General features: G+C 71.7%; 1 protein-coding gene (running past one end of the window). It reads left to right on the forward strand.

Going from position 1 to position 12,713, the window contains the following annotated elements:
* Positions 1-12,713: the 5' end (the start) of a hypothetical protein gene (locus ACQPZQ_RS06470; RefSeq protein ID WP_433293005.1), read on the forward strand. It continues 17,983 nt past the right edge of the window; 12,713 of the gene's 30,696 nt are visible here — the first part of the coding sequence; its start codon is at positions 1-3; its stop codon lies beyond the right edge, outside the window.

Consider the following 12,713-nt stretch of genomic DNA (forward strand, 5'->3'; position numbering starts at 1 on the left):
ATGGACGTGGTGTCCCTGCATGACGGTGAGGCCGCCGGCCTCGCCGTGCGTGCTGACGCCGCCGTGCGGTTGCGCCTGTCGCTGCGGGAGTCGCTCTGGCGGATGGTGCGGTGGACGCTGACGCTGGCCGGTGCCGTGGTCGTGCTGTGGTTCGGGGCGGCATTCCTTGCTGCCGCACCGGCCTCCGCCGCCGTGATCGTTCCGGTGGCGAACGTCCAGGCGGGCGCGCCGAAGGGAGGTAACAGCAAGCCCGCCGGCGGGAAGAACGGCGATTCCGGCTCGAAGAGCTCTTCGACATCCTCCAGCAAGAGCACGGAGAAGAAGGCGCCGAAGCAGGAATCCAGTAAGCCGAGCGCGAAGTCCGATTCGGCGAAGACCACCAAGAAGGCGGACTCGAGCGAGAAGAAGACGACGCCGGCGAAGAAGTCCAGCAACGACTCGAAGACCACGAAGGCGAGTGCGTCGAAGCCTGCCGCCGAGAAGAAGCCGGATGCGAAGAAGACGGTCTCGACGGAGAAGGCATCCGCCAAGTCCGGTGCCACGAAGTCGGCGCCGGAGAAGAAGACCACCACGAAGAAGCCTGCCACCGAGCAGAAGCCCGTCAAGAAGCCGGCCGGCGACACGAAGTCGGCTTCCGCGAAGACTTCGGCTCGAACGATCTCGGGAAGCCATGCGCACGATCGGCCGAAGCAGTCGGGCGAGGTCACCGACAAGAAGACGGCACCGAAGAAGACGGCACCGACGAAGACGATGCCGAAGAAGGATCCGACGTCGGAGAAGAAGCCCGCGTCGAGTACTCAGAAGACGAAGGCCGAGAAGCCGGGGACGACGGTCCGGACGGCGGCCGCCGCGCCCGCCAAGCGGGTCGCGAAGCCGGCCACCACCTCCGGGGCGAAGTCCGGAGACGAGAAGGCGAACGCTTCCGCCCCGAAGACCCTGGCCGCGGCGAAGAACTCCACAGCTGCCACCGTCAAGAAGGCTACTGCGGCGGCTACCAAATCCGCTGCGAAGTCGGCAACTGCTGAGCCGACCGCGACGAAGGCGGGTGCCGCTGCCGCGAAGGCGGTCAAGCGCGCTTCCTCGTCCGCGGAGCTGCGCAAGATCGTCCGGGACCAGGTCGGGAAGATCGTCGACGGAAAGAAGTCGGATATTCAGAAGCAGCTCCGGGAGAGCGGCGCGGATGTCCGAAACCTGGTGGACGACATCGCCGCAGCGGGTTCGCCGAAGGAGCGGGCGCAGGCCCTGAACGACATCGTCGACGACGCGATGAAGACCGCCGCGAAGCGCACAGGTGTGTCGGGAAAGAAGATGACCTCGGCCGTCCAGAACACCAAGGCTGCGTTGCAGGATGCCGTCACGGCCACTCTCCGTGAGCAACCCAAGGGTGCCTCGCGGCTGTCGTCGCGGGAGCTGACGGCCGCCGGTGTGCGGGGGCCTCCAGAGAGCAGGGGTGGTCTCGGACGGTCCGCCCGTGGCTGGGGGTCGGAGTACGACGACTCGGCCGAGCAGACCGAGCAGGTGCTCGAGGGACGCATCGCCGTGGACAAGAGCAAGGCCCAGCTGGCGGCCGACAAGAAGAAGGTCGCCGCGGGCACGATGACCAAGGCGCAGTACGACAAGAACGTCGCCAAGGACAAGAAGCTGAGGGATCAGCTCGCTGCCGACCGCGCGGAGCTCTCGCCGGAGCGGGCCGACCTGGTGGACCAGGTCGTCGAGGGGCAGACGTCCTTGGCGAAGCAGGAGAAGACGCTCGCGGCCGAGAAGAAGAAGGTCACTGCGGGCACTGTCACGAAGCAGACATACGCGAAGCACGCCGCGGCCTACGAGGCGCAACGCGACGACGTCTACGACGCCACCGACGACCTGATGTCCGCCATGGGTGACGACGTTCCGGACGTCCCGACCCGCGTTTCCGGCGGTGGGGGTTCGGCCGCTGGATGCGGAGCGAACGGCGCGTTCGTCACGTGCGGCTCGGTCAGCCGGGACGCCGACGGCAACAAGGACCAGGACCGCTGCGTCGCCGTTGCCGGGATCTCCTCGGGCTGTTCCGTCTCCACGACATCGGGCGACAGCAAGGGCTCCGCGTCCTGCACGATCAGCGGCTCGAAGCGCGACTGCAGCAGCAGCTCGACGAGCGGGGACAACAAGGCCACCGCGAAGTGTTCGATGACGGCGGGAGAGTGCGGCCAGAGCACGGCGGCCACCCGCCATGGCGCCGACTCCTCGTGCGACACCGGGACCGGCACGTGCGACAGCTCGACGTCGGGCAGGGCGCGCGCCACCGGTGCAGGAGATCCGGCCGGCGCGACGCCGGCGGTGGCGTCCACGTCGGCGGGGAAGCGCGATGAGAGCCGGGACGGCAGTGCCTCTGCGCGCTGCACGGCGGCCACCGGGGGCTGCGGCACGTCGAGCAGTGTCGACACCGGCGACGACCGGGGCGGCCGCGAGGCCAAGGCCGACGCAGGGACGCGCTGCTCGGACGGCGCGACCGGATGCACCGGCTCCGCGTCGAGCCGTACCGGTGCGAGCACCTCGCAGGCGGCGACGAAGACCGCAGGCCTTGTCACGGCCTCGACCACGCCCGGCGTGGCGTCGAAGGACATCGCCGCCCGCTCGCAGAAGACCGATGGGTCCGCCACCTGCACCACCACCGGTGGTGGCTGCCAGGCCGCCAGCCGCTCGACGGCGGACGGCGGCGGGACCGATGACCGGAGGCGCGACGGCGGAGACACCTCGGCCACCAGCACCGCCACCGTCGACGTCCACTGTGTCGGCGCGGCCGGCTGCTCGGGCTCGACCACGACCCACGGCACGATCACGGCCGGCGCTACGGCCACAACGAAGGCCGCGACCCGCACCACCAGCGCATCGGGCACGTGCTCGGCCACCGCCGGGCGGTGCGGCGCCGACTCGACGTCGACCGTCGGCACGGACACCCCCCGCGACTCCCGCGCTCGGTTCGCCGACGACAGCGCCGAGCCGGCCACCGTGCAGCTGACGGCGTCGAGCAGCGCCGGCACGCATGTCGACTGTGCGGTCGACGGCTGCACCGGCAGCGGCTCGACCACCACGAAGGGCGCCGCCACCGGCGACGTCACCGGCACGCGAGACAGCACCGGCACGTCGAGCTGCGCGGCACACGGCGCCGGCGGTACGTGTGGCGCGCAGTCCGGCACCGAGGTGTCCGACCGCGACCCGGTGACCGCTGTCGACGGATCGACGTCGGGTGTGTCGGGCCCCGTGAGCGTGTCGACCGCGTCGGCCTCGGTGCAGTGCACCAGCGCCGGCACAGCGTGCGGCGGCACGGCCACGTCGTCGACCAGCGCTCGCGACACCGCGGTCTCGACGAAGGCTCGGGGCTCGCAGGCGAGCGCGGACTGCACGGTCACCAGCGGCGGTTGCGCCGGGAACACCACCTCGTCGGCCGCGAGTGCGCCGGACTACGTGACCATGGACCCGGCCACCGGCAAGCCGGTTGCGGGCCAACCGACCACGGGTCCGTCGAGCACCTCGTCGGCGACTGCGTCGGTGGACTGCTCCACGGGAGCCGCCTGCTCGGGCGTCGCGCACACCACGTCGTCCGCATCGGACGGTGCGGTCGCTGCAGGGAAGCCGCGCTCCTCCACGGGCTCGGCCACCTGCGAGGCCGGGGGCGGCGCGTGCCAGGCCCAGACCACATCGGTGTCCTCGAGCGCGCCCGGTGCTGCCAGAGCCCTCGCCGCCGTCGACGAGACCGGTGCCGGTGCCGAGACTGCCGTCAACCCGGCCCGTCGGCCCGCAGGCCCCTCGGCCGCGTCGGCATCGGGCGCCGTGCTGAGCTGCGACGGGGGCGATGTCTGCGACGGCAAGGTCACCAGCGCCGCCACCGGCACCGACCCGTCGATCTCGCCGGACCCGCGGGGTTCGCACGGTGAGGGTTCGTGCACGGGGGTCTCGGGTGGTACCTGCCAGGCCGTGACGAACTCGGGCGCCTCCAGCAGCCCCGACGCCGGCAGCATCGCGCCGCTGGTCAAGGCATCCTCGACGGCGAACGCCACCGTCCGAAGCGCCACCACCGGCCCCTCCGGCGAGGCGCCGCCGAGCGACCAGAACCGCGGCAACGACCTTCCCGGGCCCGACCAGCCCGCCACACCGCCCGCTCCGACGGCCCCCGGCTCGTCGGCGAGCTCCGGGGCACCGACGGTGCCGGGTGCGTCGAGCTGGACGAGCGCGTCGGCCGTACTCGACTGCACCGGCTCGTCGGGCGGGTGCTCGGGCACCGCACGCAGCTCGGCCGCAGGCACCGATGGCCCGACCGCCGGCAACAGTGGCGTGAGCGCGCGCGGCCCCCCGACGGGTGTCTCGTCCTCGACCGGCAGCTGCGCCACAGACGAGAGCGGCTGCCAGGCCACCACCGACTCGACCGCGGGGTCCGGTCAGGTCGTGGCCGACATGATCAGCGAATCCCGGCAGACCGCCGCCGACCAGGCAGCGCAGGACGCCGAGCAGGCTCGGCAGGTTGCTGAGCAGGCTCAGGAGGTCGCCGCCCGCACCGGTGCGACTGCCGAGCAGAAGAAGGTAGCCGTCGCAGCCGCGAAGATCGCGGCCCAGGCGGACAAGGACGCCGCAGCCGCAGCCGGCCTGGCTGCCAAGCCGGTCACGGGCGCCCCGGCGACGTCCTCGGAATCGAGTTCCTCGGCGCAGTGCGGCGCGGGGGATGGTGCGTGCACCGCCGCCACCACGGGCGACGCGACGGTCACCGCCACCGTGCGGACCGAGAAGGACCCGGCCGCCACCAGCACCTCGCGCAGCGGCGCGACCTGCCGCAGCGGCGGATCCGGCTGCACGGTCGGCAGCAGCGCGGCTGCCACCACCGAGCGCAGCACCGGGACCACGTCCGGCGGCAAGGTCTCGTCGCGCACGGCGATGGCGGGCTCCACACAGGCCGGCTCCACGATCCAGTGCCCCGACGCCGGGTGCACGGGAGCGGTCACCGGGGACTCCGCGGCGGGGACCAGCCCGAACGGGGGTTCGACCGCCGCGATCCGGGCCGCGAAGGCCGCCGCGCAGAAGCCCGGGAAGAGCAACGGCGCGGCCACCGACCCCGTCAGCGTGTCCACCGCGTACGGCGAGGTGAGCTGTACCGGCCGGCAAGGTGGTTGCCAGGCCGGCATCACCACCGACGCCGGCGTCGCTGTCCACCCCGGAACTGGCGCGCAGGGCACCGGACGCTTCGGAACCACGTCGGCGTCGGTGTCCGCGGCCTGCCAGGCGGGTTCCGGCGACTGCCCAACGACGACGCGCAGCACCAGCACGGGCACCGACGACACCGCGGTGCTCGCCGCGACGCACCGCAGTGGCAAGGTCACCGCGAAGGTTCGCACGTCCACCGCGGTGGCGACGTCGACGTGCTCCGGGATCGGGGCGTGCGACTCGGCGACCAGTGGGTACGCGAGCGACGGCGCGGCCGAGGTGGCGGCCACCTGCTCCGGCACCGGCTGCCGCACCGCGTTCCAGGGCGAAGCGCGATACGGCGGCAACGCTGCCAGCACTCGTTCGGCCTGCACCGCGGGCACCGGTGGCACCTGCCAGGGCACCGGCCGGGTGGGCGCGAACGTGGGCGGGGCTGAGGTGTCCTCCTCCTGCACCGGGACGATGGGATCGGACTGCGCGCAGCGCTTCTCCGCGCGTAGCTCCGCCGCCGACAGCAGCGGCGGCAGCACGGGATCCGCAACGGCGTCGGCGTCAGCGCGATGCGGCTCCTCGGGCGGCTCGGGCAGCGGGTGGTGCGGCACCAGCGCGGTCGCCCGAACCACCGGCGGCCAGGCGATGGCCGCCGCCTCCTGCCAGGGCAGCAAGGGCTCCGGCTGCCACTACTCGTACCGGGCCGGCAGCTCCGCCGGCGCGGGCGGCGGTGCGGCTCGGGCGCATGCCGCCGGCTACGGCTCTGGTACCACCGGCGCCGGGCAGGTCGCCACGTCTGCCACGGCGCAGGTGGGTCATGGCTCGGCGCAGGCCGCCGCTTCCTGCCAGGGCAGCGAGGGAACCCACTGCGGCTACTCCTACTCCGCGCGGGTAGCCGCCTCCGCCCCCGGGGCACACGCCGACGCGTCTGGCTCCGGATCCGGCGGTATGGGCAGTGGTTGGGTGGCGGTCACCGCCAACGCCGATTCGGGCGTCGCACCTGACGGCACCAAGTTCGCGAACGCATCGGCATCCTGCTACGGGAGCGCGGGCACTCGCTGTGAGCACCACTACGAGGCGAGCATGTCGGCGTTCGCCGGGGATCCGAAGAAGAGCACGACGAAGTCATGGGCGCAGGCCTACGCGCACGGCTCCGGCGGTGGCGGCATGGGCGGCGGCGGGGTCTCGGTTGCCGTGCGCGCCTACGTCAAGGGCAATCACGCCGAAGCCTCTGCCACCTGCTCCGGCGCGGCGAACTGCGTCGCCTCCTTCACGGCACACGCGGCCGACTCGGCGCACGGGTCCGACATCGACCCCGCGACCGGCCGTCAACGGGTCTGGAACGCGCAGCACTGGGTCGAGTGCTCGGGCAGCAACGGTGGCTGTGGCGTCACCGCGCACGCTGTGGCCGGCCCCAAGGGCGGCAAGAACGGTGGGTGGGGCGAGTGCACCACCGGAAAGACCTGCCCGGGCTTCCGCGAAGGCGGCTCCAACACCTACGTCCTCGTCGGGCCGGCGCGGGGCGCCGCCGGCAAAAACGGCAAGCCCAAGACGTACAAGAGCGTCAAGGAGGCCGAGAAGGCCGCCAGGTCGCTCAAGGGCAAGCAGCGCACCGTCCTGGCGGTCAAGGAGAAGAACGGTGACGTCGCGCTGATCATCCGCAAGGAGGACGGCACTCTGGAGACCCAGCGCTGCACCGGGGCCGACTGCAACAGCGGCCTGGAGGTGGGCGACGAGAAGAGCGGCCAGTACGCCGAGTACGACCCGCACGCCAAGGACCCGGCGAAGCGGTTCACCGGCAGCAACCAGTCCGGCAAGGGCAAGTCGAAGGACTGGGCGGAGGCCAGCGACGGTTTCACCCTGGCTCGCGACGAGCGCGGCAACGGCGGCGGTTCGGTCACCGGCACGGGCCGCATCCACGACGGGTTCAGCAACTCCACGACCACCTACACCCGCTCCACCCCGCACGAGCAGCAGACGAACACCGTGACCTTCGCCGGCCCGAGCGGCAACGGGTTCCAGACCACTTGCTATGGCGGATGCGTCGGCGACGTGAGGCAGCCGGGCAAGCCGAACGTGGTGGACCACTTCGAGTTCACCGGTTCCTCGAAGCTGATCTCCGGCCGGGACAAGGCCGGGCACGCGTTCACCGTGGACACGACCGACCCGAGCTTCTTCGGCGTGAACGGTCAACCCACCCGGGGCCGGGTCGACTTCGCCGACGGCGACCACCTGCAGTTCGGCTACAGCGATCTCTTCGACGTCCAGGACGTCTATCAGAACGACGTGACCGCGGCCAAGGACACCGAGATCCGCAGTCGTGACGCCTTCGGCAACCAGGGCGTGTTCAACCTGCCCAAGGGCGTGTCCGCCCGGGTGCAGCTCAAGGAAGGCCAGGTCGTCGACAACGCGGTCAAGGACGACTGGACCTTCCTCGCCGACTCCGACGCCGAGGGCCCGATCCACAACCGGCAGGTGAAGGTCACCACCCCGGACGGCAAGGGCAACGGCGGCACGATCGACTGCGTGGGCCACTGCCGGGTCAGCGGTGGCCCCCTGACGGACCAGAACCAGTCCTGCGGTCTGTGCCACTGGACCGAGCACCTGGCCAGCGGTAAGGGCGAGTTCCCCGGTGGCTGGCGCGAGGTGACGACCTACGAGTCCCAGGCCATCAGCAGCGAGACGTTCAACGCCTACACCCCGGACGGCCACCTGCAGCAGTGCGTGAACCAGTGCCACTTCGTCCAGGTCAACGAGGACGCCAAGGGCCGGGGCGGCGGAGCGGTGTGCTCGCCCGGCTCCGGCGGGGCCAACTCCTGCTCCGGGACCACCAAGCAGGGCACCACGGTCGGCTGCGACGTCTACCCGTGCACCACGCGTCTGCTGTACGAGGACCCGAACGGCAAGAACCAGGGCTGGAGCTGCACGGGCGAGAGCTGCACCAGCAACCGCCCGGATCTGAAGTTCGACTACCACGGCGACCCGAACTCGTTCTGGCTGGCGGGGCAGAACCAGAAGAACCGGCCGACTCTGAACGACGAGTACGACAAGGACCTTGCCAAGGCGCTCGGTCTGAAGGCGGGCGACAAGCTGCCGCTGCTGGATCGCAGCGGATACGAGCGGCTCAGCCCGGCGGACCAGAAGCGTTACCGCGAGTCGCTGCCGACGATCTCCCAGGCCGACAAGGATCTGGCCGGGCTGCGCTACCTCAAGGGACAGAGCGACGACAAGTGGGACCGGGCGCAGTACGAGAAGATCCTTCCGCACGAGAAGGTCGGTGAGCTGGACAAGGCGCTCGGCGACGGAAGGCTGGACTCCGGCGAGCGGCGCTCGCTCGGGCCGTGGCTGGACAAGTTCGACAAGAACTCGAGCGAGGGTGCCGCCCTGCTGAGGGACTGGACCCGTGCCCGGGGCGTGGTGGACGGCACCGAGAACGCCACGGCCAGCCTGCCGAAGGTCATCCACGACGCGCAGGCCAAGGTGGCCGCCGACCCGAAGCTGGTCAAGCAGCTCGCCGCGATGGACCACTCGGACGCCCAAGGCCCGATGACCGATGCCATGCGGGCGAAGCGCGTCGTCACGCAGACCCAGAACGATGTGATCACCGCTCAGAACGCCGGGTACACCCTGCGGCCGCAGGCGATCGCGCTCGACGAGCGGGCCGACGGGCTGAAGAAGCAGCGAACCGACCTGGCCACGAAGGAGAAGGCGCTCGGGCCCGGCAGCACCCAGGCCGAGGTGGACAGCTACAACCGCGCGGTCTCGACGTACAACGACGACCTGAAGAAGTACAACAGCGCCGCGACCCAGCTGCAGAAGAAGCTGGACCCGATCAACAAGCGGATCGACCGGGCGCAGAGCACGCTGCGCACCATCGACGTGCACATCGCCGGCTCGTCCGGGGATCCGCAGTTCGCGCGCGATCTCGCTCAGGCGAACAACGACCTGAACACGATCCGTGACATGGGCAACAAGGTGCACGCCGCTGCCGCGGATCCGAGCCTGCGCCCGCTACGCCGCCCCCTGGACACCATGGGCGAGCTGGCATCACTGCACTACGACTCGGTGGCCCGGGCTCCGAGATCGGCGAGCAACGGGCTGAGCGACATGCCGCTGCCGTCCACCGGACGGCCCGACTTCACCCTGGCCCAGAACGCCGCCATCAACCTGCCCGGCTTCCAGCGCGACCTCAAGGTCTTCGGCAAGCCGCTGTCGGGCGAGAAGAAGTCGCCGTGGGACCAGCTGAAGAAGGACGAGAAGGCCACCGTCGCCGCCTACAACACCCCGCAACAATGGGAACGCAGCCTGCTCGGCACGCCCGATGCGCTCAAGCAGACCATGACCGGTCTCGCGTACGACAGCGACGAGCGGCAGGAGAAGTTCAATGCCTGGCTCAAGTCGGGCAACGACTACGAGCGGCTGACGTCCTACCTGTCCGCGAGTGACAAGGACCGGCTGGCCGACGAACGCAAGACCGCCGAGGACGCGGCAGCGCCCGGGTCGGGCCCGGTGTCCAGGGCCCTGCACAAGGTCGGCAACTGGGTCAGCGACGGGCTGAAGGATCATGCCCAGTTCATCCCCATCATCGGCGGGTACAAGGACCTGCCCTGGGCAGGCGACGCTGTGAACGACGGCATCGACGTCGTGTCCTATGCGCCGGAAGGCCTGACCCATATGGCTGAGAACGCCGGCAAGGGGATTCGCGGGGTCTTCATCGACAACACCTGGCAGGAGCCACGCAAGCCCGGCGAGTCGTTCAGCGAGAAGTGGGCCAGGGTGGAGCCGTTCACCGGCACGTTCGCCACCGCCGGGGTGAACCTTTACCACCGCTGGCAGCCGCTCGTCCGGCACGGGGACCCGGGCAAGCTCGTGAACGGGGATCCCAAGAACGGCCTGACCGGGTACGGCGACAAGCCTGTGAGCTCGTTCCTCGAGGACATCGCCCTCCCCTCGATCCCGCTCATGGGGGCTGGGGTCGTCGCAAAGTCGTTGAGCGCGGGCGCCCGTGCGAGTGCCGCCATGAAGCTCGCCGAGGCCGGTGCGGCGACGACCGGCGCCGGCCGCGCCCAGGTGCTGGCCCGCACCGCGCAGGCGCTGGGGAAGCGAGCGGACCGGCTCGACACCGCGGCCAGATTCCTGAACGCGCCTGCCAAGGTCGCCATCGCGCCGATCAGGGTGTGGACGGGTGCCGGGCGGCTCGCCGCGTCCGCGGCGTCCCGGGCGCTCGAGCCGGTCGCGACCGCCTGCCGGTCGGCCTGCAGCGCGGCCGGGGCCCGTGCGGCCGACGCCGCGGCCTCCGGGAACGCGGCCGCCGCCGCCAACCTCACGACGGCGTCGCGGGCATTCGGCGGGACGGCAGGCGCCGTGGAGCGGACCGCACACACGGCCGCGTCCATCGGCAGGTACGGGATCACCAGCGTCGTGCGGACCCCGCTCGCCTACCGCGGGCTCGGGGTGACCAAGGACTCCGCCCCCGATCAGATCGCAGGCGCCCTACGGGACCGGCAGCGTCAGGTCCGGACGGACATGGTCGGTGACCGGTCGGTCGCCGCCAGGACCTTCGGCCCGAAGCTGGCAGCCGGCTTCCGCCTCGCCCGCCTCGACCGGCAGTACGACCGCGTCCGCGCCGACCAGCAGCTTCGCAACGCCCCGTTCGAGCGGCAGGCGGTGCGGGCCGCCGACCGGGCCCGCACGGCCAGGGACGTGGCGGCAGAGCGGGGAGCCGACGCCGACTTCGCCCTCGCGAGCGGACGGACGAGGGGCCTGGCGGGGGTTCGGGCGGCAGAGACCGTTCGAGTGGCGGCTGCCGCTGTGGAGAAGGCGAACCGTGCCGGCGTGGCGGCGGATGCGGCGGCGGCCAGGGTTCGCCCGATCCCGCCCGCGCGGACGACCTTCCGCGGCGGCGCGATCGCGGCCGGGCCTTCCGCCTGGAGGGCCGGTTCCGCGACGCGGCCGTCCCGGATCGGGCCCACCGCCGGGCGGTCGCCGGAGACCGTCGCAAGGATGCAGGAGCAGATCCGCCAGAACATCCGGCAGATCGAGGACGACGGGTACGCCGGCCGTCCGCGCCCCGACGGCCTCACCGCCGAGACCGCGCGCCTCATCGAGGAGACCCACCACGCGACCCCGATGTCTGTCGAGGCGAAGATCGGACGCGCCTGGGCGGACCGGGTACACCAGCAACTTGCCGAGGCCTACCTGGGCGGCAAGGTCCGTAAGGCCGCCGAGGAGGACCCACCCGGCAGACGTGCGGACGCCGCGCGACCCGAGGTCGGCAAGTCGACCCGGATGTGGACCGCCCGCAGGATGAGTCGCATCCTCGCCACGAAGGTCGTTCTGCCGGTTGTCGTGGCGGGCAGGTTGCTGCTCCCGCATCCCCAGGACTTCACCTCCCTCGCCGGCGGGCACACCCCGCGGCCCGCGGCCACGGTGCTCCACGACGGCCGGGGGCCGTCATCCCTCGGCGGCGGCAAGGCAGATGTCGACGTGGGCGGTGGCAGGACGCCGGCCGTCGGCTCGGGAAAGGCGGCGCCCCACGAGAACTCCCTGACCGCGGAGGGCACAGGGCGCGCGCGTGCCGATCGTCTGAACACTGACGTGTCCACCTGGGAAGCCCGCACCGCGGCGTCGGAGGGAGTGGTCGGGCTCGGCGGGATCGCGGGCTCGTCCGGTCACGGCCTTGGCTCGCTGGGCGTGCTCACCGGCGTCGGCGAGCAGGCGTCCGGTGCGTCGGATGCCGAGCCACAGCAGGCCGGGCCGAGTGGGCCGACGGGCCCGTGGGATCCCGGCCTCGGGGACGTCACGACGGTTCCGGTGTGGGACAGCAGACTGAAGCAACGGCGCGGGCCTGCAGGCGAGCGGTGGGCCGACCCGGGGGCTCTGCATTTCGACCTGTTCGGACGCATCTCGACAGCTGCCCCCGTCGCGGCAGGACCGGCGGCGACGGCCGAGCGTCTTCATGGGCGACCGCCCGCGGGCTGGACGCAGGAAGCATGGGCCGGCGCCTCGCCGGAGGAACGGGTGGAAGCAGCCCGGAAGGAGCAGGTCGAGACCCTCGCCGTGCGGACGGCGACGGCCGAACGCCTGAAGCGGATCGCGGAGGCGCCCGCCGCCGCGCCGCAGGCGGACCTGCTCGGCGTCCTGAGAGGAATGCTGCGGGCGCCCGGCGACATCAGCCCGGCGGAGCTGGGCAAGCGACTCGATCTGGACGCGTCGCCGGAGGCGATCGCGGCGATGCTCGATGAGCTCGTCGTCGACGGCCTGCTGCAGCGCTCGACCTCCGACGGGGAGAGCAGCTTCCGCGTCGCGGACGAGGTCGGGGCCGCCCTCGACAGCGCTCCGATCGAGCTCTGGGAAGCGTTGACCACACACCCCGATGTCGTCGCGCCGGCGCTGTCGGCACTCGCGACGCCCTCCTTGAGCGACCGGCCCGCGGCGCGGACGGCGGCGGCGGAGGAACTGCGCGAGCTGATCGGCAGCTCGGCGGCAAACCGTGCGCCGCCGCGCCTCGCCGTCGACGCAACGGCGAACTCGGACGCGTTCTGGAAGAT

Origin of the sequence: Pseudonocardia sp. CA-142604 (assembly GCF_050948475.1) — a bacterium.
Taxonomy (GTDB): Bacteria; Actinomycetota; Actinomycetes; order Mycobacteriales; family Pseudonocardiaceae; genus Pseudonocardia; species Pseudonocardia alaniniphila.